Genomic DNA, 24788 nt, shown 5'->3' on the forward strand with positions numbered 1-24788 from the left:
GCTTTAAAATATATTTAAAAAACTTAATTAATTTTTCAGAATGACGATATCTTCGAAATGGAACAAAAATTAAATCGATAACCATGAGCGCCAGACATGATCAGTTCGTTCAGTACTGCAAGCTACCTTTTGCCAGAGTCCCGGGGAGTCACCACATCAGTCTCTGAAGAAACATATTCAAGGCGTTCAAGTACGCCTGCTGAACCCGGCAGCAAGAGTTCAGATATCCACGTCGATCTCTCTCATTTGGGGAAGGCGCTTTCCGGAAAATCAGGATCGGAATCATCCAGGGAGGCAAAATTTGAGAAAATTGAAAAAAGCAGTTTTTCCGACCAGATGAAAAAAATCATGTCACGAATAGTCGAGCTAAAGGAAGAATTGGAGAAGAAACAGCAGGAATTGCAAAAAATCATGCAGGATCAATCGCTCACCCCGGGACAGCGTCAGCAGCGGGCAGGTACATTACAAAGCGAGATTTCGAACCTTTCGAGTGCGTTACGGGCTGCCATGGGAATGTTGTCAGATACCATGCAGCAGGAGGGCCTGGAATCTGAAGAAGCTGTAGAAGTGGCCAGCCTGATACTGTAAATGTCCGACTCTGATAGGTGTAAGCATTACTCAACGCCGACTACCGCAATCTTTCTCCTACCCGTTATTACATTTTGGATACCAATGCATCATCGAACGGTCATGTACGGCGCCTAGCGTCGATTCGGCAGGTCCTTCTCACTTGATCCGTCGAGGATTCGTGCCATGCCCTTGCCCAACCGTTCGTTTCTCACCACTTCCCCCCGCGACGCCTTTGATATCGACACCGCGCGTCTGGCGGACTTCAGCGCCGAGAATTTCGAGCTGGTCGCCCACCGCGGCGCCAGCGGCTATCGCCCCGAGCACACGCTGGAGGCATATCGCGTCGCGATCGAACAGGGCGCCGATACCATCGAGCCCGACCTGGTACCCACTAAAGATGGCGTGCTGGTGGCGCGCCACGAGAATCTGCTCAATGACACCACCGATGTCGCCGAGCATCCGGAATTTCTTGATCGCTACACCACCAAGAGCATCGACGGACAGGAGTATTCGGGCTGGTTTACCGAAGACTTCACGCTCGCCGAGCTCAAGACGCTGGGCGCGCGTGAGCGTATCCCCGAGATTCGCGGTGACAACACTGCTTATAACGACAAGTTCGAGATCGCCACGCTGGACGAGATGATCGCACTGGTGCGCGAGGTGGAAGCCGAAACGGGCCGCGAGATCGGCATCATCCCCGAGCTCAAGCACCCGACCTACTTCGAGAAGGAAGGCACTCTGCTTAGCGGTGAGCGCATCAATATCGACACCAGTCAGCTGCTGATCGATACCCTGGTGGCGGCGGACTTTACCGACCCCGAGCGCCTGTCGATCCAGTCGTTCGAGGTGGAAAACCTGCTGCGACTGGACAAGGCCATCATGCCCGAGGCCGGCGTGGATCTGCCGCTGGTGCAGCTGATCGGCGGCAGCGGCACGCCCTGGGATATCCAGTACAACATGAACCGCGACAACGCTGGTGCCGACCCCTGCGCCTACAAGGCGCTGGGCATCAGGGTGGACGCCGAGACTACCTACAGCGATCTCTGGAGCGCGGAAGGCGCCATGGCGGTGGCCGACTACGCCGATATTCTGGGGCCGTCGAAAAGTGTGATCCTGCCGACGCGGGCGCTGTCGGTACCGGTGGACGGCGACGGCAACGGCCAGGCGCAGGTCAGCCAGGTGGCCACCGGTGAGCAGAGCGCGCTGGTCGCCAACGCCCACGCCGCGGGCCTTGAGGTGGTGCCCTACACCCTGCGCAACGAGGAGAGCTTTCAGGCGCTGAACCCGGACGGCACGCTGCGCACGCCCGTGGAGGAGTATGTCGGGCTGATCTCGACCGGCATCGACGGCGTGTTCACCGACTTTCCCGCCAACGGTCGTCAGATCGTCGATCAGCTGGATGCCGGCGCCGGCGTCATCGCCCATGACCGCAGCGATATCGCCCTGCGCGAACTGCTGGTGCTCGACAGCCGCGAGCTGGGCATCGAACACGGCACCCCGGGACTGGATGTGGCGCTCTACGACGGTGACGGCACCCTCACCCTGCCGTGGAACGTGGAAAACGCCCGGCTGCGCGGCAGTGATGACACCGCCGTGATGGGCCATGCGGGCAACAACATCATTGCCGGCAACGCCGGCGACAACGTGATCTACAGCGGCGGCGGTCAGAACATGATCGACGGCGGCTACGGCCATGACGTGCTGGTCCTGCCCGGGCAGACTCATGACTACAGCGTGGCGCTTGATGGCGGCCGGGCGGTCATTACCGATCGCCACGGTGACCAGACCCAGGCGATCAACATCCAGGAGATCGCCTTTACCGACAGCGATACCCGCTGGGGGCTCTTTGCCACCGGGCAGGCGGAGTTCTCCGGCGTTTCCCGCGCCTTTCTGGGCCGTGGCCCGACCGCAGAGGAACAGAGTGTGATCGCCACCTACAGCGCCCGCGGCATCGGGCTGGAGGATCTGGCCGGGCCGCTCCCCTATGCCGAAGAATTTCGTACGCGTGTCGAAACATTGAATGACAGCGAGTTCGTGCAGACGCTCTACATTGACGTGCTGGGACAGTCACCCGACGACGACAGTCTGACGTTCTGGACCGCTCAGCTGGAAGACGGCGAGATCGATCGGGCGGAACTGGCCCGGGGCATCGGCACCAGCGACGACTACGCCCAGGTGGCGGGGCTGGTGGATTCGGGTCAGGAGTGGTGGGCCGTGGCGTAACGCATCAAAAAGCCCCGCCGACGAGCGGGGCGTTCGGCCGATCAAATACAGGCCGTTATCGGTAATACTCGATAATGGCCCGGCCCCGCTCATCGCTGTCGACCTGCACAACAAAAGGCCTCTCTGCCGCGCTGAGGCTGTCGGTATCCAGCGTCAGGCCCTCGTCCTCGTCATCAAAGCGGATCGACATCGGATCGCCGACGTGGGTGTTGGTAAATTCCCGGAGCTCGCCGCTGCATTCGGCGGAATCGATCAGAGCGACGGTGACGACCGGGTTTGACGCCTCGTCATGATCCAGCGCGATATCGCTCACGCACGCCTTGTCGATGGCATACGTATAGCTGCCGGATTGAAATACCAGTCCGTCATCGGAGCGGTCGGGCGCCTCGCCGCTGCAGCCGGCAAGCGCGATAACAATGGCGAACGAATAAAGGCCGGTTTTCATTTCGAGGCACGCTCTGGCAGGTGAAAGGGGGGTAAATCACACTGTAGCCTCGAAAAGGGTCGGCAGGGATTACAGTGGCGATCGATCAGGTTCGGGTCATCCGCGCGGCGTAACAAAAACGTCTGGATCAAGGCTGATGGTATCGGGGCTTTTGATATCGCCCCTGCTGGCGTATTGCTCGATCTTTTGAGTCTCTGCCATGAACTTGTCGAGAAAGGCGGCAGGCGTCATGGCACTTAATCGATAGGGATGGATGCCAATGGTCCATTCCGGAAGCGTTTTGAGAGCAGTCAACAACACCCGCGGTGCCGAGTAATCCTTGCAGATGATTTCCACCGATTGGCGAGGGGAAGCCTCGCGCAGAAGAGGCTTCGACAACAGGAAATTTTCCAGCGTGTTGCTGGCATTGTGTTCGCATTCCATTCGAGACGCCGGGATGCCCCGGGCGACGGCGAGTGCCTTGATGTTTGCGGCTTCGTTCGCATGGCCGCTGATAATGACGGCCCTTGTGGCGGCCCGGAATCGTTCGGCGACCACGTCAGCAATGTCGTCATGGCTGTGCGCCGACCCGAGCACCAGGATGACATCGCTGTGTTCATTGGCAGGCAGTGCGTCGATGATGTCAGTGGCGCGAACGTAGCGCTTATCGTGATGCCATCCCATGAAGGCTGCTCCACTGTTTGAAACGACTTGTGCGCTGTCGCCCTGTCGTGTTCAAGGGATGCTCCGGCCGCCATCCCGGCAGAGCGGCCGCCCGGGCCCTCGGAGGGCCGAAAGCCCGGGCGCTGATGCCGGCCCGGCAGTCTCCGGGGAGCGGCCCGGCGGGCACTATCCGCCGGCGCCCTGGCAGAAAAGCCCGGCGCAGACCTCGGCCAGCGACTGGCGCTCTTCGGGCTCGCAGGGCAGTCGGCCCATCTGGTCCAGCAGGCCGACCAGCAGCCGGGCAATGTGCTCGGCACTAATGTCCGTTCGGAAAAGGCGTTCGGCCTGTTCCTGACGGAGGTTGTCCGCGACCCATTCCACCATGCCGGCCTTGGTCACACTGCACCCCGGCGGCTGAAAAAAGCCGATTTCGGTCAGTGCGGGATCTTCGGCCATATAGTCGAGAAATCGCCGGAAACTGACCGCCACCCGTGCCTGGAGCGACTCGTCGGGGGTGTGTCCGATCAGCAGATTGTGCTGTGTGATGGTCTGAAGCCCTTCGCGAAATCGCGATACCAGGGCCTCATAGGCGGCGTCCTTGCTGTTGAAATAGCTGTAGAACGTCGGCTGGCTGACACCCGCCCCGGCGACGATATCGCTGACCTTCGTGCCGTGAAACCCCTGATGGGCAAACGCGTCAATGGCGGCGCGATACAGGCGCTCTCGCGTGGTCTGCGAGCCCTTGAACACCGCTTCTGTCGTGTCTGCAGGGAATTCAGCGTCGCTGTGGTCCTGTTGTGTCATTTCCCTGTCCTGATCAATCAATGACTGTCATCTTCCGAATCACCCCTTGCATCCTGCAAATGGGAAGTTACTCTTGAGTAGCCTACTCATTAGTAGGCCGTTCGTGAATACCCGACCAAGGAGGTCTGACATGTCAGTTCCCGTCGTAGCGATCTTTCGCGCCAAGCCCGGCCACGAAGAGACCGTCGAAACCATGTTTCGCAGTGTGATAGAGACCACGCTGGCCGAGGAAGGTTGCATCGCCTATCAGCTCAACCGCGATGAGGCCGATCCGGCCCGTTTTGTCTGGACCGAAGAGTGGGAGAGCCTTGAGCTGCTGGAGCAGCACCTCGCCGCGCCGCACATCACGAAGCTGTTCGCCGAGATTCCCGAGTACATCGAAAGCTCGGATGTGATCAAGCTCTCGCCGGTTGCGGGTGGCAAGGCGTGAAACTCCATATCTACGAGCACTGTCCGTTTTGTAGCCGCGCACGCTTGACCGCCGGTCTCAAGGGCGTGCCGGTAGAGATGTCAGTGATTATGGAAGGCGATGCCGAAACGCCCAAACGCATGATCGGCAAAAAGGCCGTCCCGATCCTTGAAAGGGATGACGGTACCTTTCTTGGCGAGAGCCTGGACATCGTTCACGCCATCGACCGCCAGGGCACGCCGGCCTTCGATGGCCCGGTCGATGAAGCGCTCGATGCCTGGGTCAGTGATGCCTGGTCGGTCGGCACCAGGCTCTTTATCCCGCGTTTCACCCGGGGTGACTTCGCCGAGCTCGCCACGCCCGAGGCGCGCGAAGCGTATCGCCAGCGCGAGACGCAGGCCTTCGGCGATCTCGACGCCCTGATGGCGGATACGCCGGCGCTGATCGAGCAGATGACACCGAAGATGAATGCGCTGGCGGTGCTGCTCAAGGGGCGCGAGACACTCGGCATCAGCGACATCAAGCTATGGCCGATCCTGCGCTCGCTCTCCATTGTCAGGGACCTGCCATTCCCCGACGACGTGCGCGCCTACGCCGAGCGGCTCTCCGCCCAAAGCGGCGTACCACTGATGTTCCACCAGGCCATGTGAGGTCATCATGTCTGAAGAATCCATGTCACAAACCGACGCCAAGAGTTCGGCGCGCTTCATTCCGCTGGAGGTTGCTCAAAAGCTGCCGGAAAACGCGCAGAGCATGCTGGCCGATGAGTATCTGACCGATCGCAAGGAAGCCAGCTGCCGCGTCTTTCGCGCCTACAAGGGCGTCCCGGCGCACTTTCATCGCCAGTGCGATGAGTATCTCTACGTGATCTCGGGGCGCGGCACCTTCTGGATGGGTGACCCGTCCGACGAGCAGGAGTTCGAACCGGGCCATCTGCTGTTTTTCGAGCGCAACGTGGTGCACTCGCTGCCGCAGCTGCTCGAAGAGCCGGTGATGTTCTTGTCGATCGACTGCCCGCGCCGCGACCCGGAAGACGTCACGTTCGTCGATTCAAACGACGGCGATGCCGGTGACTTCATGGCGCGCAACACCGAGTGATGCGGTAGCAACGGCCACTACCGTGGGCGCCCGCTCGTCCCTCCCTCTCATTGCGAGTGCGGCAAACACGGTAGTGCTTTCCCTTCATCCCGATGATTCAAAGGAACGTTTTCGTTGAACGCAAGCAAGGCCGACCCCGGCCATAAGCCCGTCAAAACGGGCAAGGGTTGGCGTATCGCCAACATTGTTGTCTCCATCGCACTGGCCCTGTTCGGGCTGTTTCTTTTGGCAGGTGGTATCTGGCTGATCGCGCTGGGCGGTAGCTGGTACTACGCGTTGACGGGCGCAGGCTGTCTCGTAACGGCCTTTCTGCTCTTTCGTCAGCGCCGCAACGCTCTCTATCTTTTCGCTTTTATCTGGCTGTGCACGGTCATCTGGGCCCTCTGGGAAGTCGGTCTGGACTGGTGGGGCCTGGTGCCGCGTCTTGTCGCCATGACCGTCATTCTCGTCCTTATCGTGCTGCTGATGCCGACACTGCATCGCGCCAACGCTGCCGCCAGGTAAAGGGATTTCCATGATCAAGTCACTAGTTCGATGCAGCCTCGCAACCATTGCCGCTGCCGGCCTGCTCACGACCCAGGCCGCGCTTGCACAGAGCGACACTCAGGACCGGGGAGATGCCCGCCCGGCGCAGGTTGACGCGGCTTCACGGGACAATGAGCGCACCCCGGATACCGACAACAACACCCGAAACGAGGCGCAGCCGCTCGCCGAGTCGGCACCGCGCGCGTCCGAAACGCCGCGACGGGTCGCCGGCGTCGGCAGCGACTGGCCGTTCTACGGCGGCGGGGCCGACGCCCAGCGCTACAGTCCGCTGGACCGGATCACGCCCGACAATGTTCAACATCTCGAACGGGCCTTCGTCTATCACACCGGCGATGTGCCGGAGACGGGTGACAAGTATTCACCCGAGACCACACCGCTGAAGGTCGGCGATGATCTGGTGATGTGCTCGGCGACCAATACCCTCATCTCGATCGATGCGGCCACCGGTGAGGAGAACTGGCGCCATGACCCCGGCGTTTCCAAAAGGGCCATTCCGCACGCGGCGGCCTGTCGCGGTGTGGTGACCTACACCGCGCCGGAGAAGTCGGACGATGCACAGTGCAAGACACGCGTGATGGAAACCACGCTGGATGCGCGCATCATCGCCGTCGACTTCAACACCGGCGAGCCGTGTGCCGATTTCGGCGACAACGGCCAGGTGGATCTGTGGCAGGACATGGGCGAGAAGGTGCCGGGCTGGTATGCCGCGACCGCCGCCCCGACCGTGGTGCGTGATGTCATCGTGGTCGGTGCACAGGTTCGCGACGGCCAGGACGTGGATGCCCCGTCCGGTGTGATCCGCGCCTACAATACGGTCACCGGCGAGCTCGCCTGGGCCTGGGATGTGGGCGATTTCGATAACATTGATGGCCCCGAAGACGGCGACACCTATACGCGTGGGACGCCGAACATGTGGACATCGGCCGTCGCCGACGAATCGCTCGGTCTGGTCTATCTGCCCATCACCAACGCCTCGGTGGACTACTACGGCGGCAACCGCACCGACGCCAAGGAAGCGTATGCCGGCTCGCTCGTGGCCGTTGATGTCACGACCGGCAAGGATGTCTGGAGCTTCAAGGCGATCCGTCATGATCTCTGGGATTACGATCTCGGCAGTCAGCCGACGATGCTCGACTTCCCCGACGAGAATGGCGACACCACGCCGGCGATCCTTCTGCCGACCAAACAGGGGGATATCTATATCCTCGATCGCCGGACCGGCGAGCCCCTGGTGGACGTGGGCGAGATCGATGCCCCCGATGTCGATAATGCTGCCGAGCCGGACTACGTAGCGGATACCCAGCCGATATCCGAGTGGCATACGCTGCGCAAGGACCCCCTACAGGAATCCGACATGTGGGGCTTTTCGCCGCTCGATCAGCTGATGTGTCGCATCCAGTTCCGCCAGGCAAGCTACGAGGGCTATCTGACGCCGCCCACTGCCGAGCAGCCGTGGATTCAGTACCCCGGCTACAACGGTGGCTCCGACTGGGGGTCGGTGGCGATCGATCCGGAGCGTCGCCTCCTGATTGCCAACTACAACGACATTCCCAACATCAACCGGCTGATCCCGCGTGAAGAGGCCGATGCGCTGGGGGTCAAGCCCATCTATGCGATGAATGCCGATGGCGATGACGCCAGTGAGGGCGGTTCCGGCAAGGGAGAAGGCGGATCGTCGATCTACCCGCAGGCCAACGTGCCCTACGCGATCGACGTCAACGCGGGCTGGAGAAACTGGGGTACCGGTGTGCCCTGCAGCGCGCCGCCCTATGGCGGCATTCGTGCCATCAGCCTCGATACCGGCGAAACCGTCTGGGACAAGCCGCTGGGCACTGCGCGCCGCAACGGGCCGTTCGGCATTCCTTCGCACATGCCGCTGCCCATTGGTCTGCCCAACAACGGCGGCTCCGTGCTGACCGCGAGCGGACTGGTCTTTATCGGGGCCGCGACCGACAACCTGTTCCGCGCCATCGACATCGAAACCGGGGACGTGCTCTGGAAGGATGTGCTGCCGGCCGGGGGTCAGGCCAACCCGATCTCCTATGAAATCAACGGTGAGCAGTATGTGCTGATCTCGGCCTCGGGCCATGCGTTCATGGAAACCGGTCAGGGCGATGCCATCATCGCTTACAAGCTGAGCCAGTAAGAGCTGTACAGGGGGCCGGCCGCGCACTGGTCGGCCCCCGCTTGCGTCACTCCTGTCCGCTCGCGCCCGCCTCTTTTTCTCCCGCGCCGTTTGATCTAAAACCCGACTTCCAGCCCGGCATAGAAGGTCCGCCCCGGCGCCGGCTCAAAGTAGCGGTTGTTGCTCGCATTGATGCGGGTGTTGGCAAAGTGCTCGCGGTCGAACAGGTTGCGAATGCCGGCGTAGACGTTGAGGCTCGTGTCACCGCCGAGCCGCCAGCCCTCCCCCGCGCGCAGATTGATCAGCCAGTAGCTGTCGACGTCCACGTCGTTGGCGTTGTCGGCCACCATGTCGCCGATGTACTGCGTCTCCAGCGTGGCAAAGCGCTGATCCTTCCCTTCCCAGGTCAGCCAGTTGACCCAGGTCTGCTCCGGTAGCCCCGGAATGCGGTTGCTGTCATAGCGCTCGCCGTCGGCCTCGAAACTGTCAAAGCGGTAGCGGGCCAGCGTCAGCGCGCTGTCGAGCCGCCAGGTCTCATCGATCTGCCAGCCCAGTGCGGCTTCCAGACCGTCGCGGTCGGTATCGCCGGCATTCTGGTAGAAGGTGCGGTCGCTCTCGCCCTCCAGGGTGTAGGGCACCAGCTCGTCGCGCACCCGCACCGAGAAGAGCGCCACATCGTAGTTCAGGCCGTTATCGAAATGGCCGCGCAGGCCGATCTCGCGGTTCCACGCCTTCTGAGGCTCGACGCTTGAATTGAAGCCGCCGCCGCCGGCGGGATTGGCAAATTCGGAGAAGGTCGGTGTCTCGAACGAGGTGCCGGTGTTCACGTAGGCCTGATGGTCGGGCAGGTAGCGATAGCTCAGGCCCGCCGAGCCGCTCCACTCGTTGAATTCCCGGTCACCGCTGTTGTCGCCCTCGGTGGTCAGGTCATCGTCGATCTTGAGCCTGACGCGGTCGTAGCGCGCGCCCAGCGAAGCGGTCCACTGGTCGGTCAGGTCGAGATCGCCCTGCACAAAGACGCCGGTCGAGGTGGCGGTCTGGGTTTCGTCTTCGACCTTGCCGGTGACCTCGCCGCTGAAGGCGACATTGCGCCGCCAGCGATCGTCGCGCTGATGCGCGGCGTCGATGCCGGCCACGTAGCGCAGCGGCATATCATTCAGGCTCAGCGTCTGATGATACTCGGCACTGGCGCCGAAGAAGTCGCGGTCATAGCCCAGCAGGCTGTCGCCCGGATAGGGCAGCTGCTGCTCGAAATTACGCCAGGTGTAGAAGCCCTTCACATAGAGCTCGCCGGGGCCGGCGGCAAGATCCTCGTACTGCAGCCCCACCACCTGCTGATCGACACTCTGGCCGGTGTCATAGTCCTGTGTGAAGGCGCCGGCCTGATGGCGCTTCTCACCCACCTGCTCGCGGGTCAGCCCGCCCGGGTCTTCCGAGCGCGGGTTATCCAGCAGATTGACGATGGCGGTCAGCGCGCGATCCTCATCCAGCTCGCGGCGCAGTCTGGCGTTGAGCAGGTACTTCTCCACCGAGCTGTGGTCGCGATAGCCGTTCTGGTTCAGCGCCGAGAGGCTGACGTGGTGCGACCAGTCGCCGTTGGCGCCGCCGGTCTGGATGGAGGCCTTTTTGTAGTCGTCGCTGCCGCCTTCGACGCGAATCCGGGTGCCGGGGTCATCGCGGCCGTCGGCGGTGGTCACCGAGATCACGCCGCCGGCGGCGTTGCCGTAGAGCACCGACGACGGCCCGCGAATCACCTCGATGCTCTCGGCACTGTCCAGATCGATGGCATCCACCTGGGCCTGGCCGTCCGGCAGCGTGTAGGGAATGCCGTCCATCAAAATGGTGATGCCGCGCACACCGAAGGGCGCGCGGGCGCCGAAGCCGCGGATGGCGATGCGCTGGCCCTGGGCGAAGTTGTCGCGGTTCTGGATGAACACGCCCGGCACCTGGCCCAGCGACTCATCCAGCCGCACGCGCTGCTGGCCGCGCTGAATGCTTTCGCGCTCAACGGTCGATACGGCCGCCGGGGTGTCATAGAGCTCGCGGGCCAGACGCGGCGCGCTGACCACCATCGTCTCCACGGCGTCGGTGTTGTCCACGGCATCAGCCGTTTCGACCGCCTCGCCGTGGGCGGTCCCCGCCGTCATGGCGCCCGCCAGCGCCAGCAGCAGCGTGTTGCGTGATGTCATGTTGTTCCTCTGAAGGTAGTGGTGCTGTTGTTGTCGTTATGGTGTTCGAGATGGCGCTGATTCTAGCACCTGTCGGCACTTCGGCCGCTGGCGGGCTTGCTGTCTTCAGGCAGGTTTTAAGGACGTCGCCGCAGGGCGTGAAAACGACGGCGGACAAAAGCGTCATCAAAAAAATGCCCGGCACGGGGCCGGGACACTCGCTGGTGAACGACAGGGCTGCGTTACCCTGTCATTGGCGGGAAAACGGACGCTCAGCGGCCGTCCTTGCCCTCATCCAGCTGGGCGACGATCGGGTGGCTGATGCAGCGATCGACCAGATCGGTCGAGGCGCCGATGCGATCGGCCACTTCCTGGATCGACATGCCCTGATCGATGTGCGGCTTCAGCGACATGCCCAGATCCGCGACCGGGTTGTTGCTGTGCTCATGGCCGCCCGGCTCGGCGTCCGGTCCGGTATCGGTGGCGGCGCTGGCGTCCTCGACCATGGTCGGCGTGACGTCTTCGAGTCTCTGAACAATCGGCATGACAGCTCCCTGTCTTCTGTGCGTGTCCCTGAAGGGTAGACGAGGGCGGCCGGTACTTCGAACATCCCGCCAGAACGCGCGGCGGCCGCTTCTGTTCAACGGGTGCGCTTGAGAAAATCCCGCAGCACCACGGCGTTGTTGCACTGCTCGTCCCGGGCGGCAAACAGCAGCGTCAGCCCTTCGTTCTGCGCGTGCTCGCGCAGCGTCTGCGCCAGCGTCGAATCCCGCTCGCGCAGCTCCTTGCGATAGGCCTCATAGAAGTCGTCCCAGCGGTGGCGGTCGTGGCTGAACCACCTGACCAGGTCCTTCGAGGGGGCAATGTCGCGATACCACTCGTCGATATGGGCGTCCTCCTTCGCCACGCCCCGCGGCCACATGCCATCGACCAGCACGCGGTAGCCATCCTCGCTGTCGCGCGCATCGTAAATCCGCTTGAGCTGAATCTGCATGTCGCCTCCTGTCAGTGTTCGCGTGGGCCCAGTGACACATTAGTCGTTGCGAATAGAGTCTGCAGGGCTGCCTTTTGTCGCACCCGGCCCGACCGGCAGGTCCTCAAAAATACTTAAGAAAAGCACAATACAGGGCCTTTATTGTTATGATATAACCTTGCGCCGAATACTCACCCGAACGATCAGGGGCGTGCGAAACACATGGCGGCGAATACGGTGCTAAAGGTCGATGAGCTGTGCATCCACGTGGCGGGTCAGCCGGTCGTCAGTGATCTGTGCTTTCACGTGGCCGCCGGCGAGCGGGTCTGCCTGCTGGGGCCGTCGGGCTCCGGCAAATCGCTGACCGCCGGCGCCATTCTGGGGCTGTCGCCAGACTCGGTGCGTGTGGATGGCAGCGTGTGCATCAACGGCGTGGAGGTGGCCGATATTCGCGCCACCCGCCGTCCGGTGCTGTCGCGCTCGGGCATGGTCTTTCAGGACACCCACTCGGCGCTCAATCCGCTGGTCAGCGTCGGCGCGCAGCTGCGCGAGCCCTTCATGCGCTTTCACGGCCTCTCCCGCAAGGCCGCCATGGAAGCCGCGAGAACCATGCTCGCCGGCATGAACATGGAACGTCCCGAGGATGTCATGCAGCGCTCGCCGGCCGAGCTCTCCGGCGGCCAGCGCCAGCGCGTCTGCATGGCGCTGGCGCTGGCCTGCAAGCCGGCGCTGATCGTTGCCGACGAGCCCACCACCGCGCTGGACGTGCTCACCCAGGAGGAGGTGCTGACGCTTCTGCGCGAGTGCACCGGCACGGCGGATACCCCGGCACTGCTGTTCATCTCCCACGATATCGGCGCTGCCTGTCGGCTGTGCGAGCGCGCAGTCATCATCGACGAGGGTCGGCTGATCGAGAGCAACACCCTGACCCACATCATTGCCAACCCGCAGCACCGCTTTACCCGTGAGCTGGTGCGCGCGCTGCAGGACAGCGCCCCGGGCCGCCCGCCCTGGGCGCCCGATTTTGACGCTCGCGAGGGGCTGTTGTGCACGGCCTGACGCCCGAGGAGGCTTCCTCGCCGCTGCTGTGCGCCGAAGGGCTTTACAAGCACTTCCACCAGCCGAGCCTGGCCTTCTGGCGTGGGCGACAGGCCCGCACGATCCTGCGCGACATCCACCTGTCGATTCACGCCGGTGAGCGTATCGGCCTGGCCGGCGTGTCCGGGGCCGGCAAGACGACGCTTTTGAACCTGCTGCTGGCCCTCAATCATGCCGATGCCGGCTCGATCACCTGTCAGGGGCGGTCCGTGCGCCCGGCCTCGGTGCGCGCGCTGCGCTGGTATCGCCGGCGGGTGCAGTACATTCCCCAGGACCCCGCCGCCTCGCTCGACCCGCGCATGAGCGTGCGCGAGCTGATCCGCGAGCCGCTGGTGCGCCTGAGCGTTGAAGACCATCACGGCAGGCGCATCGACGAGGCGCTGGACCGGGTGGGGCTCGATCAGAAATTGCTGGGTTATCGACCCGGCGCGCTCTCCGGCGGCCAGGCCCAGCGCGTGGCGATCGCCCGCGCCGTGGCGCTGCGCCCGCGGCTGTTGCTGGCGGATGAGCCGCTCAGCGGGCTGGATCTGCCGGTGCGCGCCCGGGTCATGCAGCTCTTTGATGACATGAGCCGCCTCGATGGCACCGCCTTTGTGATCATCTCCCATGATCTGGCCGTCATGCCGCGCCTGTGCGAGCGCACGCTCATCCTGCACGACGGCGCCATCATCGAGGATCGCCCCACGGCGGCACTCTTTGACGCCCCCGAGCATGATCACACCCGGGCGCTGGTGCGCGCCGCGCATCCGGCGTACGGCATCGCATCAATGGTGCCGGCAGCGCCCGCGCCCTCTCTTTACCCCGTTCCCTGATACCCGACTGCCCAGGAGATCCGTCTTGACCCTTCGTCGCGCGCTGTATGTACCCGCCATGGCCCTGTCACTGGCCGTGCTCACCGGCTGTCAGCAGGAGGAGGCCACCGAGGAAGCGACCGGCGAGCAGGCCGGTAACGATCGCGTGCGGGTGGCGATGCTGCAGCCGCCGCGCTCCGGGCTGAACCCGCTGACCGATGACGCCTTCAAGCTGTCGCGCTGGCGCACCGCCGAGACCCTGATTCGTCTTGATGACAACAATGAGCCGCAGCCGTTTCTCGCCACCGAGTGGGAACAGCTCGACGCGCGCACCTGGCGCTTCGGGATTCGCGACGACGTGACCTTTCATGACGGCACGCCGCTCACCGTCGAACAGGTGGTACACGCGCTGACGGCGGCCACCAACGCCGTACCGCGTCCGCGCATTCTCGATGGCGTGAAGATGACCATCGAGGCCGACGGCGATGACGCCGTGCGAGTACAGACCGAGCAGGCCGACCCGCTGGTGCCCAATCGGCTGTCGAGCCCGCAGCTCGCCATCATGGCGGCGAAGGCCTACGGCGACGACGGCCGGGTCAACCCGGTCGAGGCCGGTACGGGGCCGTTCGTGTTGAAGGAGATCAACGGCACCCAGAGCGCCCGGCTCGATCGCTATGACGACTACTGGGGCGAGCGCGCCGAACTGGCCGGCATCGATGCCGACTACGTGCCCGACGGCACTGCCCGCGCCGCGGCGCTGCGCACCGGCACTGCCGATGTGGTCGAGGCCGTACCGGTCTCGCAGGTCGCGCTGGTCGATCCGGAGCTGGTGCACGAGGTGCCGATGCCGCGCACCAACACGCTCTATCTCAATACCGACCGCGGCGTGTTCGATGATCCGGCCATGCGCGCTGCCGCGCGCGAGGCACTGGATCGGGCCGCCCTCGTCAGAACGGTCTATGAAGGGCGCGCCGATGAGGCGAAGGGCCTGCTGGGGCCGGCGCTGGCCTGGGCCGACGGTCTGCGCTCGCCGATCGAGGGGCGCCCGGAGGCCGCCGACCCGGACGGCGCCAGCATCACGCTGGGCACCTTCACCGACCGGGCGGAGCTGCCGGAAGTGGCGGTGCTGCTGGAGCAGCAGCTCGAAGCAGCCGGCTTTGATGTCCACCAGGAGGTGCGCCAGTACGCCCACATCGAGTCCGACATGCTCGCCGGTCAGTTCGACGCCTTCATCCTGTCGCGGGCGACCATGCTCGACTCCGGTGACCCGGTCGCCTACATGTACAGCGACTTCGCCTGCGAGGGCTCCTTCAACATCGCTCAGCTCTGCGACCCGGCGGTCGATGAGGCGCTGGCCCGCGCCGCCGACCTGCCCACCGGGCCCGAGCGTCGTCAGGCGATCATCGACGCCGAGGCCGCCATTCTGAAAACCGATGCCGCGGTGCCGATGCTGCACGAGCGCGTTATTCAGGGCGAGTCACAGCGTGTTCAGGACGCCGTGCGCGACCCGCGCGAGCGTGAGCTGATCACCGAGCACACGCGCCTGGATGGCGCCTCTCGTTAAGGCTTTGAGCATGAGCACTGCCGGTATCGCCCCCATGCCTGCCCTGATGCCCGCGCTGCGCGCGATGCTGCCCACCCTCTCGCGGCTGGTGACGCTGGCGGCGGTGGTGGTGCTGGTGGGGCTGCTGCCCTGGCTGTCCGGACGGGACCCGGCGCTGAGCATCCTGCGGGCCCGCGCCGGCGATCAGAACCCCACGCCCGAGGCGCTGGACTCGATTCGCGCCCAGCTCGGGCTCGACATGGGGCCATGGGAGAAGCTTGGCCACTGGCTTTCAGGGCTTTTACACGGCGATGCCGGCGTCTCCTGGATTTCGGGCGGGCCGGTGCTGCCCGGCATGCTGGAAGCCACCGGCGTGTCGCTGACGCTGATGTTCGCCGCCCTGCTGGTGGCGCTGGTGACCACCATGGCACTTTGCGTCACCGCCGTGCGTCGCGGCCTGAGGGGTGAGCCGGCGCCGACTTCCGGCGTGGTGGGCGCCACGCTCACGGCGCTGCCGGAGTTTCTGCTCGCCGCCATCCTGCTAGTGATTTTCGCTGCCGGGCTCAACTGGCTGCCGCCCTACGGCTGGGGCGAGGCGCGCCACATGGTGCTGCCGGCGCTGGCGCTGGGGCTGCCGGCCGGGGGCCTGCTGGGGCGGCTGTTCAGCGACGGCCTGACGGCGAGCTTTTCCGAGCGCTGGGTGGCGACCTGGCACGTGGCAGGCTTCACGCGCCGGCGCATTGCCCTCGCCGTGCTCAAGCGCACCCTGCCCAGCCTGCTGCCCCAGGTCGGGCTGGTGATCGTCGGGCTGACCGGCGGGGCGATTGCCGTCGAACAGGTGTTCTCGATTCCGGGGCTGGGGCGGGCGACGCTGGGCGCGGCCTCGGCGCAGGACCTGCCGGCACTGCAGACCGGCATCCTGCTGCTGCTGGCCATCGCCGTGGTGCTCGGCGGTGCGGCCGGCCTGGGCCGCACCCTGCTGCTGGGGCGCACCCTGCGCGCCGGTGCCGTGCCGGTCACCCACCATGAGCCTCATCACGGGCGCTGGCAGTGGCTGGTGCCGGCCGGGGTGGCGCTGCTGCTGGTGATCATCATTGTGGCCGGCATCACGCGCGACCCGCTGGCGTCCCAGTATCTGCGCCTGCAGACGCCGAGTCTCGCGCTGCCGCTGGGCGCCGACGGCACCGGGCGCGACATTCTGGCCCGCGTCAGCCACGGCGCGCTCTCCACCATGGGCATGGCGCTGCTGGTGGTGTCGATCACCTTCGTGCTGGGCGTGCTGATCGGGCTGATGCCGCGACTCGCCGCCGGGCCGATCGAGGTGACCAACGCCACCCCGCCGGTGATCGCCGGGCTGGTGGTGGCCGGTCTCATGGGGCCGAGCGCCGGTGGCGCCATCATTGCGGTGACACTGGTGAGCTGGGCGCCGCTGGCGGCGCATACCGCGGCGCTGGTCACCGAAGTACAGGGCCAGGCGCACGTGCGCATCACGCCCATGCTGGGCGTGGGCCGCGTGCGCCTGCTGAGTCGCTACATCCTGCCGGCGGTGCTCGGCCCGGTCTTTCGCCACGCCATGCTGCGCCTGCCCGGCATCGCGCTGGCCCTGGCCGCACTCGGCTTTCTGGGCCTCGGGCCGCGCCCGCCCGCGCCGGAGTGGGGGCTTTTGCTGGCCGAGGGCATTCCCTATCTGGAGCGCGCCCCCTGGGCGGTTCTGGTGCCGGCGCTGGCGCTGGTGCTGATGTCGGTGCTGGCCGTGTCGCTGTCGAGCCTGTGGCGGCGGGGGTGAGACGCGGTAGCGCTTTGCCTGTTCAGATAAAAAGCTTCAGGTTCACCAGTCTGTGCAAGCTCGATCCCTGAAAAAACGGCGATCAGGACCGTCGCTTCAAAAAACAGGAACGCTCAAGACTGGAAGCATAAAAAACAGCAGGAATGTCAACATTCTTGCTGTCTTCATGTTTAAAGTTATATGCATGCAGGTGTTTTCAAGACGGTCTGCTGATATAGGAGCCCTGTAGTTGTTCCAATAGCTGCTGGGTCCGTTTTTCTGCAGTTTCAATTCGATTGGCCGCGGTGCTTAACTCCAGGCCCTGATGCTGGTTCAAGGTTTTGACGACCCCGGAGTTATAGACTGTTGCAACTTCCTTGCCGCCCATAATAATTTTGGAATATATCTGATCTTCAGTGTTGTCTGCTGATGGGGGGTTGATACCCAGCTGTTTTTTTCGTTCATATTCAAGTATGAAATCTGACGGGTCAGCCTGTCTGGCTGAGCTTTTATCAAAGGTATGAATCTGATCTATCTGGGTAGATTGGGCTGCAGAAATAACATTATTAATGTTCATGTTTTCCTCACGCGCTCAAGATATCAAGGTTTACGGCTGCTTCGTCTCCACCGTCAGGTAATCATTTCCTGCCAGGGTTTCAACGGTGCGGCCACCCTCCTTTGCATTTAGAAGCTCGTTGGAAACAGTAATGACATCGTCAGGCTCGATGCCTGAAAAATAAGCCATCCTTTGCTCCCAACTTATGAATTTCCAATGCAGGATGGAAACTATCATCAATACAGGATGACAAAGTTTATAAGTGACATGCCAAAAAACTTCTTTTCCCTGGTTTGTCCACACAGAGGAGGTAACTAACTAATGTTTTTAAATAATATTTTATTAATATTGGCGTAATGTCCTGCTACATCGTCTTCCAGAAATCATCCATCGCACTCTGCTGGTACTGCACCTTGAATCACAGGCCGACCAAAGAAAGGCGCCCCTCTCATGAGGGGCGCCTTTTTGGTGGATTTTAGATGATGCAGGCCGTCACAGGCGCCGATTATCCCTTCGCCGGTGCCTGCACGCTGTCGGTGCCCTCCTCATCCAGCCAGTTGATGTGGTGCATGCGCCGCACCACCACGAACTCGTCGCGGTTGGAGCCGACGGTGCCGTAGTAGTTGAAGCCGTAGGAGAGCTGGGCGTAGCCGCCGATCATGTGCGTGGGCTTGGGGCACACGCGGGTGACCGAGTTGTGGATGCCGCCGCGGGTGCCGCTGATCTCCGAGCCCGGGACGTTCACGATGCGCTCCTGGGCGTGATACATCATCGCCATGCCGGTCTTGACCCGCTGACTCACCACCGCGCGCGCGGCAATCGAGCCGTTGGCGTTGTAGAGCTCGATCCAGTCGTTGTCTTCCACGCCCAGCGATCTGGCATCGTCCTCGGAGAGCCACACGATCGGCCCGCCGCGCGACAGCGTGAGCATCAGCAGATTGTCCGAGTAGGTGGAGTGGATGCCCCACTTCTGGTGCGGGGTGATCCAGTTGAGCACCCGCTCGGGGTTCTGGTTGCCGTCGGGTCGCTGCACCCCGGCCATCGCCGCGCGGGTGTCGATCGGCGGGCGATAGGTCAAAAGGCTCTCGCCGAAGGCGCGCATCCAGGCGTGATCCTGATAGAACTGCTGACGACCGCTCAGGGTGCGCCACGGGATCAGCTCGTGGACGTTGGTGTAGCCGGCGTTATAGGAAACGTGCTCATCCTCGAGCCCTGACCAGGTGGGGCTGGAGATGATCTTGCGCGGCTGGGCCACCACGTCGCGAAAGCGGATCTTCTCCTCGTGCTTGGGCAGCGCCAGATGGGCGTGCTCGCGGCCGGTGATCTTGGAGAGCGCCTCCCAGGCGCGCACCGCCACCTTGCCGTTGGTCTCCGGGGCGAGTGTGAGGATCATCTCGGCAGCGTCGATAGCGCTGTCGATGATCGGGCGCCCTTCCGCCGGGCCTTCGGACTTGCAGCGGTTGAGCTTGCCGAGCAGGTCGATCTCGGGGCCGGTGGGCCAGTTGATGCCCTTGCCGCCGTTGCCGAGGCTGTCGAGCAGCGGGCCGACCGAGGTGAAGCGCTCATAAGTGGCCGGGTAGTCGCGCTTGACCGCGATCAGGTTGGGCAGGGTGCGCCCGGGGATCGGTTCGCACTCGCCGCGCTTCCAGTCCTTGACGTCCACCTGGGCCAGCTCCCCGGGGGAGTCGTGCTGCAGGGGCTGGGTGACCAGGTCGGTCTCCTCGCCCAGATGCCCCACGCACACGCGGGAGAAGGCCTTCGCGATGCCCTTGTAGATTTCCCAGTCGCTGCGCGATTCCCACGCCGGGTCGGTGGCCGCGGTGAGCGGGTGGATGAAGGGGTGCATGTCCGAGGTGTTGAGATCGTCCTTCTCGTACCAGGTGGCGGTGGGCAGCACCACGTCGGAGTAGAGGCAGGTGGTCGACATGCGAAAATCGAGCGTCACCAGCAGATCAAGCTTGCCTTCGGGAGCCTCATCGCGCCACTCGACCTCTTCCGGCAGGGCGCCGCCCATTTCGCCGAGGTCCTTGCCCTGCAGGCCGTGGGTGGTGCCCAGCAGGTACTTGAGCATGTACTCGTGGCCCTTGCCGGAGCTGCCCAAAAGGTTGGAGCGCCACACGAACAGGTTGCGGGGGAAGTTCTGCGGGTTGTCCGGGTCCTCAGAAGCAAAGCGCAGCTCGCCGCTTTTGAGCTGGTTGACCACGTAGTCATTGAGCCCCTGACCGGCCGCCTCGGCGGCGGAAGCCAGGCGCAGCGGGTTGGTGCCCAGCTGCGGCGCGGAGGGCAGCCAGCCCATGCGCTCGGCGCGCACGTTGAAATCGACCAGGCTGCCGGAATAGTCCTCGCGGCGGGCCAGCGGCGAGAGCAGGTCCTTTACCTCGACCTTCTCGAAGCGCCACTGGCTGGAGTGGTTGTAGAAAAACGAGGTGCCGTTCATCTGGCGCGGTGGGCGGTTCCAGTCCAGCCCGAACGCCAGCGGCAGCCAGCCGGTCTGCGGGCGTAGCTTCTCCTGACCCACGTAGTGGGCCCAGCCGCCGCCGGTCTGACCGATACAGCCGCACAGGATCAGCATGTTGATCAGGCCCCGGTACTGCATGTCCATGTGGTACCAGTGGTTGAGCCCGGCGCCGACGATGATCATGGAGCGGCCGTGGGTCTTGTCGGCGTTGTCGGCGAACTCGCGCGCCAGCCGGGTCACCTGCTCGGCCGGCACGCCGGTGATCGCGGCCTGCCAGGCCGGCGTGTAGGGGCGCATCTGATCCAGCGTGGTGGCGCCGTCGTCCTCGCTGCCCTCGAGCGCCAGGCCCTGGTCGATGCCGTAGTTGGCCACCATCAGGTCAAAGACCGTCACCGCCAGCACCTGGCGGCCATCGGCCAGACTCAGCCGCCTGGCCGGCAGGTGGTGATAGAGCACGTCGTTGCCGTCGACATGATTGAAATGCTCATGGCGGATGTGGCCGAAGTAGGGGAAGCCGACCCGTGCCACCTCGTCATGATCGTTGACCTGCGACAGGCGCAGGTGAATCTCGTCGCCGTCGGCGTCGCGCGGCTCCAGGTTCCAGCGCCCCTGACCGGCCTCGCTTTCGCCCCAGCGAAACCCGATCGAGCCGCGCGGCACCACGAGCTGATCACGCGTCTCGTCCCAGCCGACGGTTTTCCACTCGGGGTTGTTGTCCTGACCCAGTGCGGCGTCAAAGTCGGCGGCGCGCAGCTGGCGGCCGGGTGCGAAGCTGCCGTCCTCGCGGGCTTCCAGCTCGACCAGCATCGGCATGTCGGTGTAGCGGCGCACGTAGTCGGTGAAGTACGCACTCGGCCGTTCGAGATGGAACTCCTTGAGGATCACGTGGCCCATCGCCATGCCCAGTGCCGAGTCGGTGCCCTGGGTGGGGCTGAGCCACTCGTCGCAGAGCTTGGCCACCTCGGCGTAGTCCGGGGTGATGGCGACCGTCTTGGTGCCCTTGTAGCGCACCTCGGTGAAAAAGTGCGCGTCCGGGGTACGGGTCTGGGGCACGTTGGAGCCCCAGGCGATGATGTAGCTCGAGTTGTACCAGTCGGCGGATTCCGGCACGTCGGTCTGCTCGCCCCAGGTCTGCGGGCTGGCCGGCGGCAGGTCGCAGTACCAGTCATAAAACGACAGGCACACCCCGCCGATCAGGGACAGATAGCGGGCGCCGGCGGCGTAGGAGACCATCGACATGGCCGGAATCGGCGAAAAGCCGGTGATGCGGTCCGGGCCGTACTGTTTGGCGGTGTAGACGTTGGAGGCCGCCACCAGGGTCTGCATCTCCTCCCAGTCGGCGCGCACGAAGCCGCCCATGCCGCGAACCTTCTTGTACTGCGCGGTCTGGGTCGGGTCCTCGACGATCGAGGCCCAGGCATCGACCGGGTCGGGGTGCTGCGCAAGCGCCTCGCGCCACAGTTTGATCAGCGCCTTGCGCACCAGCGGGTACTTGAGCCGGTTGGCGCTGTAGAGATACCAGGAGTAGCTCGCCCCGCGCGGGCAGCCGCGCGGCTCGTGGTTGGGCAGATCCGGCCGGGTGCGCGGATAGTCGGTCTGCTGGGTCTCCCAGGTGACCAGGCCATTCTTGACGTAGATCTTCCAGCTGCACGAGCCGGTGCAGTTCACCCCGTGGGTGGAGCGCACCACCTTGTCGTGCTGCCAGCGGGCGCGGTAGCCGTTCTCCCACTCGCGGCTCTCCTCGCGCACCTCGCCGTGGCCGTCCGCAAACGGCGTGCGGATCTTTTTCATGTACTGCAGTCGGTCGAGAAAGTAACTCATGGGTCAGTCTCCTTGAGCGTGCCTAGCAGGGGGCCGGGGCGTTACGACGGGCATAAAACCACCAGGTCAGCGCCATGCAGCTGAGATAGAAGAAAATGAAGCCGTAAAGCGCGGGCGCCACACTGCCGGTCATGGCGGTGGCGGTGCCGTAGGATTTGGGAATGAAGAAGCCACCGTAGGCGGCCACCGCCGAGATGAAGCCGAGCACGGCGGCGGATTCGCGATTGGCCTCGGTACGGGCCTGATCGAGGTGATCCTCGCCCAGCGCCCGGCGGCGCTGATTGAAAAAGATCACCGGCACCATGCGGTAGGTGGAGCCGTTGCCGATGCCGGTGGCGACGAACAGCACCATGAACATCACGAAGAAGCCGGCGAAGCTGCCGCCATCACCGTGCTCGGGCAGAAAGAGCAGCACGCCCAGCACCCCCACGGCCATCAGGGCAAAGTTCCACAGCGTCACCCGGGCGCCGCCCAGCCGGTCCGCGAGCACCCCGCCCAGCGGGCGGGCCAGCGCGCCGACCAGCGGCCCCAGGAAGGCGTAGCGGGTCGGGTCGACATCGGGGAACTGCATGTTGGAGAGCAGCGGAAAGCCCGCGGCAAAGCCGATGAAGCTGCCGAAGGTGCCCAGATAGAGCCAGCTCATCAGCCAATTGTGCCCCCGCTTGAAGATCACCGCCTGATCGCGGAAGGAGGATTTCGCCGAGGCGATGTCGTTCATGCCGAACCAGGCGGCGATCGCGGCGATGGCAATCAGCGGCACCCAGATGAAGGCGATGTTCTGCAGCCACACCGGCTCGCCGGCGTAGGCGCCCTGCTCTGCGATCAGCGGGTCTCCGGCGGCCGGCCCCAGCACGCCGGCGGCGATCACCAGCGGGCCGATCAGCTGCAGCGCCGACACGCCCAGATTGCCCAGGCCCGCGTTGAGGCCCATGGCGGTGCCTTTCTGCGCCTGCGGGTAGAAAAAGCTGATGTTGGCCATGCTGGAGGCGAAGTTGCCGCCGCCGAAGCCGCACAAAAGGGCCAGAATCAGCATCACGCTATAGGGGGTGTCGGGGTTTTGTACCGCCATCCCGATCCACAGACACGGCAGCAGCAGCGAGGCGGTGGAGATGGCCGTCCAGCGCCGCCCGCCGAAGATCGGCACCATGAAGCTGTAGAAGATGCGCAGCGTCGCGCCGGAAAGAGAGGGCAGCGCAGCCAGCCAGAAGAGCTGATTGGGCGTGTAGCCAAAGCCGAGCTGCGGCAGGCGCACCACCAGGATGCTCCAGATCGACCACACCGCAAACGCCAGCAGCAGGTTGGGAATCGAGATCCACAGGTTGCGCCGGGCGATGCGCGCCCCGGTCTGGCGCCAGAAGGTGTCGTCTTCCGGGTGCCATTCGGTCAGCACCAGCGAGCGGGAAGCCGCCAGCTCCGGCAGGTCGGTGCTGCGCGGAGTTTTGCCCCAGCTCTTGTTGTCGGCGCGGTGGATGGCGTAGTGCATCCATGCAAGGGCGGCGATCACCACCACAAACAGCAGCATGAAGCAGCTCTGCCAGATGCCCACCACGTCGTTGAGCATGCCGAAGGTCAGCGGCAGCAGGAAACCGCCCAGACCGCCCACCATGCCGACCACGCCGCCGACCGAGCCGACGTGGTCGGGGTAATAGACCGGGATGTGCTTGAACACCGCCGCCTTGCCCAGCGACATGAAAAAGCCAAGCACGAAGATCAGCACGATAAACAGCGCCAGCGGTGTCCCCAGCGAGAAACTGACCTCACCGCGCACGCCGTCGACCACGAACCGGCTGGGCGGATAGCTCAGCACCAGCAGGCACAGCGCCGAGATGCCCAGCGTCCAGTACATCACCCGGCGGGCGCCGATACGATCCGACATGACCCCGCCCAGAATGCGAAACAGCGAGGCCGGCACCGAGTAGAGCGCCGCGACGATACCGGCGGCGGCGATGCCCAGGCCGTAGACCTCCATCAGGTAGTGGGGCAGCCACAGGGCCAGCGCCACGAAGCCGCCGAAGACAAAGAAGTAGTAGAGCGAGAAACGCCACACGCGCAGCTCGGAAAGCGGCGCCAGCTGGGCCTTCAGCGGCACCGGTTCCCGGCGCCGGGCGTGCTGCGGGTCCTCCTTGGCCAGCACAAAAAACGCCACGCCGGCCAGCGCCAGCACGGTGGCATAGACCAGTGCGGTGCCCTGCCAGCCCATCGCCAGCAGCAGAAAGGGGGCGGCAAAGTTGGTGATGGCCGCGCCCACGTTGCCGGCGCCGAAAATGCCCAGCGCGGTGCCCTGCTTGCCGGCGCTGTACCAGGCCGAGGTGTAGGCGACCCCGACGATGAAGCCGCCGCCGGCCAGCCCCACGCCGAGTGCGGCGAGCAGCAGCATGGCGTAGCTGGCGGCGAAGGTGAGCAGGTAGACGCAGGCGGCGCTGACCAGCATGAGCAGGCTGAACACCCGGCGCCCGCCGAAACGGTCGGTCCAGATGCCCAGCAACAGCCGGCTGACGGAGCCGGTGAGCACGGGCGTGGCCATCAAAAGTCCGAGCTGGGTGTCGGACAGGCCGAACTCCTGTTTGAGACGCACGCCGATGATCGAAAAGATCGTCCAGACCGCAAAGCACAGCGTGAAGGCCAGCGTCGACAGGCCCAGCGCGCGTCGCTGCTCGGAGCGTGGGGGGGAGGCGGTGTCTGCTCTCATGGTGGTGCCCTCGTGCCTTGAATAATGGCGTCAGGGCTACTGTGCGCGAGATGACGGTGTCGCT

21 protein-coding genes are annotated in these 24788 nt (G+C 64.2%); 11 read left to right on the top strand and 10 right to left on the bottom strand.

Annotation, left to right across the window (positions count from 1 at the left end):
* Positions 1-96: 96 nt before the first annotated feature.
* Positions 97-588: a hypothetical protein gene (locus tag M1D97_RS00235; protein WP_456268732.1), complete on the top strand. Its 492-nt coding sequence runs from the start codon at positions 97-99 to the stop codon at positions 586-588.
* Positions 589-753: 165 nt separating this feature from the next.
* Positions 754-2793 (top strand): glycerophosphodiester phosphodiesterase family protein, encoded by a 2040-nt coding sequence (locus M1D97_RS00240; protein ID WP_456268733.1) that lies wholly within the window; start codon positions 754-756, stop codon positions 2791-2793.
* Positions 2794-2848: 55 nt separating this feature from the next.
* Here M1D97_RS00240 and M1D97_RS00245 read toward each other — a convergent pair whose 3' ends face one another.
* The 3 genes from M1D97_RS00245 to M1D97_RS00255 form a co-directional block, all read right to left on the bottom strand.
* On the bottom strand, positions 2849-3238 hold the full coding sequence (locus M1D97_RS00245; protein ID WP_456268734.1) for a hypothetical protein: 390 nt from the start codon (positions 3236-3238) through the stop codon (positions 2849-2851).
* A gap of 96 nt (positions 3239-3334) precedes the next feature.
* Positions 3335-3901 (bottom strand): YdcF family protein, encoded by a 567-nt coding sequence (locus M1D97_RS00250; RefSeq protein WP_456268735.1) that lies wholly within the window; start codon positions 3899-3901, stop codon positions 3335-3337.
* Between the two features lie 165 nt (positions 3902-4066).
* Positions 4067-4684: a TetR/AcrR family transcriptional regulator gene (locus M1D97_RS00255; protein WP_456268736.1), complete on the bottom strand. Its 618-nt coding sequence runs from the start codon at positions 4682-4684 to the stop codon at positions 4067-4069.
* Positions 4685-4814: 130 nt separating this feature from the next.
* Here M1D97_RS00255 and M1D97_RS00260 point away from each other — a divergent pair, with 130 nt between their 5' ends.
* The 5 genes from M1D97_RS00260 to M1D97_RS00280 all read left to right on the top strand — a co-directional run bounded on the left by M1D97_RS00260 (position 4815) and on the right by M1D97_RS00280 (position 8883).
* Positions 4815-5114 (top strand): putative quinol monooxygenase, encoded by a 300-nt coding sequence (locus M1D97_RS00260; RefSeq protein ID WP_456268737.1) that lies wholly within the window; start codon positions 4815-4817, stop codon positions 5112-5114.
* A complete protein-coding gene (gene grxB, locus M1D97_RS00265) occupies positions 5111-5743 on the top strand; it encodes a glutaredoxin 2 (protein ID WP_456268738.1) in 633 nt (210 codons plus the stop codon). Before M1D97_RS00260 ends, grxB begins: the two co-directional genes overlap by 4 nt.
* Before the next feature lie 22 nt (positions 5744-5765).
* Positions 5766-6191, top strand: a complete 426-nt coding sequence (locus tag M1D97_RS00270; protein WP_456268739.1) for a cupin domain-containing protein — start codon at positions 5766-5768, stop codon at positions 6189-6191.
* A 114-nt stretch (positions 6192-6305) separates the two neighbouring features.
* Positions 6306-6695 (top strand): glucose dehydrogenase, encoded by a 390-nt coding sequence (locus M1D97_RS00275; RefSeq protein WP_456268740.1) that lies wholly within the window; start codon positions 6306-6308, stop codon positions 6693-6695.
* A gap of 10 nt (positions 6696-6705) precedes the next feature.
* Positions 6706-8883 (top strand): pyrroloquinoline quinone-dependent dehydrogenase, encoded by a 2178-nt coding sequence (locus tag M1D97_RS00280; protein WP_456268741.1) that lies wholly within the window; start codon positions 6706-6708, stop codon positions 8881-8883.
* 95 nt (positions 8884-8978) lie between these two features.
* Here the strand turns inward: M1D97_RS00280 and M1D97_RS00285 are convergent, their stop codons facing one another.
* The 3 genes from M1D97_RS00285 to M1D97_RS00295 form a co-directional block, all read right to left on the bottom strand.
* Positions 8979-11051: a TonB-dependent receptor family protein gene (locus M1D97_RS00285; protein ID WP_456268742.1), complete on the bottom strand. Its 2073-nt coding sequence runs from the start codon at positions 11049-11051 to the stop codon at positions 8979-8981.
* Between the two features lie 251 nt (positions 11052-11302).
* Positions 11303-11575: a hypothetical protein gene (locus M1D97_RS00290; protein WP_456268743.1), complete on the bottom strand. Its 273-nt coding sequence runs from the start codon at positions 11573-11575 to the stop codon at positions 11303-11305.
* A gap of 95 nt (positions 11576-11670) precedes the next feature.
* Entirely contained in the window at positions 11671-12024 is a 354-nt protein-coding gene (locus M1D97_RS00295) for a DUF488 domain-containing protein (protein ID WP_456268744.1), read from the bottom strand.
* Positions 12025-12225: 201 nt separating this feature from the next.
* Here M1D97_RS00295 and M1D97_RS00300 point away from each other — a divergent pair, with 201 nt between their 5' ends.
* Genes M1D97_RS00300 through M1D97_RS00315 form a run of 4 tightly spaced genes read left to right on the top strand, consistent with a single transcriptional unit; the run spans position 12226 to position 17221 of the window.
* On the top strand, positions 12226-13062 hold the full coding sequence (locus tag M1D97_RS00300; protein WP_456268745.1) for an ATP-binding cassette domain-containing protein: 837 nt from the start codon (positions 12226-12228) through the stop codon (positions 13060-13062).
* Positions 13050-13913 (top strand): ABC transporter ATP-binding protein, encoded by an 864-nt coding sequence (locus M1D97_RS00305; RefSeq protein ID WP_456268746.1) that lies wholly within the window; start codon positions 13050-13052, stop codon positions 13911-13913. Before M1D97_RS00300 ends, M1D97_RS00305 begins: the two co-directional genes overlap by 13 nt.
* 25 nt (positions 13914-13938) lie before the next feature.
* On the top strand, positions 13939-15456 hold the full coding sequence (locus M1D97_RS00310; protein WP_456268747.1) for an ABC transporter substrate-binding protein: 1518 nt from the start codon (positions 13939-13941) through the stop codon (positions 15454-15456).
* Positions 15457-15466: 10 nt separating this feature from the next.
* Positions 15467-17221 (top strand): ABC transporter permease subunit, encoded by a 1755-nt coding sequence (locus M1D97_RS00315; protein ID WP_456268748.1) that lies wholly within the window; start codon positions 15467-15469, stop codon positions 17219-17221.
* Between the two features lie 196 nt (positions 17222-17417).
* Here M1D97_RS00315 and M1D97_RS00320 read toward each other — a convergent pair whose 3' ends face one another.
* The 4 genes from M1D97_RS00320 to M1D97_RS00335 form a co-directional block, all read right to left on the bottom strand.
* Positions 17418-17777, bottom strand: a complete 360-nt coding sequence (locus M1D97_RS00320) for a hypothetical protein (protein WP_456268749.1) — start codon at positions 17775-17777, stop codon at positions 17418-17420.
* A 30-nt stretch (positions 17778-17807) separates the two neighbouring features.
* Positions 17808-17945, bottom strand: a complete 138-nt coding sequence (locus M1D97_RS00325) for a hypothetical protein (RefSeq protein WP_456268750.1) — start codon at positions 17943-17945, stop codon at positions 17808-17810.
* A gap of 316 nt (positions 17946-18261) precedes the next feature.
* Positions 18262-22035, bottom strand: a complete 3774-nt coding sequence (locus M1D97_RS00330; RefSeq protein ID WP_456268751.1) for a nitrate reductase subunit alpha — start codon at positions 22033-22035, stop codon at positions 18262-18264.
* A gap of 22 nt (positions 22036-22057) precedes the next feature.
* On the bottom strand, positions 22058-24724 hold the full coding sequence (locus M1D97_RS00335; protein ID WP_456268752.1) for a nitrate/nitrite transporter: 2667 nt from the start codon (positions 24722-24724) through the stop codon (positions 22058-22060).
* Positions 24725-24788: the final 64 nt, after the last annotated feature.

This window comes from Kushneria sp. AK178 (assembly GCF_053903105.1).